Source organism: Mycobacterium persicum, assembly GCF_002086675.1.
Classification (GTDB): Bacteria; Actinomycetota; Actinomycetes; order Mycobacteriales; family Mycobacteriaceae; genus Mycobacterium; species Mycobacterium persicum.
The window spans coordinates 1-354 of record NZ_MVIF01000302.1 but is presented as its reverse complement, the minus strand read 5'-3'; the positions used below and the strand labels follow the sequence as shown (position 1 = coordinate 354).

The window sequence follows — 354 nt, the reverse complement described above, 5'->3', positions numbered from 1 at the left end:
CACCCCCGCCACATCGACGATGTGGCGTGCCGCTTTCCCGAACTGACCATCGTGATGAGCCACGGCGGCTACCCATGGGTGCTCGAGGCATGCCTGATCACCTGGAAACATCCCAATGTGTACCTCGAACTCGCTGCGCACCGACCCAAGTACTTCGCCGCGCCCGGCGCCGGCTGGGAGGCACTGATGCGATTCGGGCAGAACACGATCCGTGACAAGGTGCTCTATGGCACCGGAGCGTTCCTGCTGAACCGTCCGCACCGGCAATTCTGCGACGAAATGCGGGCACTTCCTTTGGACCCGGGCACCCTCGAACAGTGGCTCTGGCGCAACGCCGCCCGGTTATTCGGACTA

1 protein-coding gene is annotated in these 354 nt (G+C 63.3%); it reads left to right on the top strand.

Annotated elements, in window-relative coordinates:
- On the top strand, positions 1-354 hold a 354-nt coding region (locus BST40_RS28515; protein ID WP_158084056.1), incomplete at both ends, for an amidohydrolase family protein.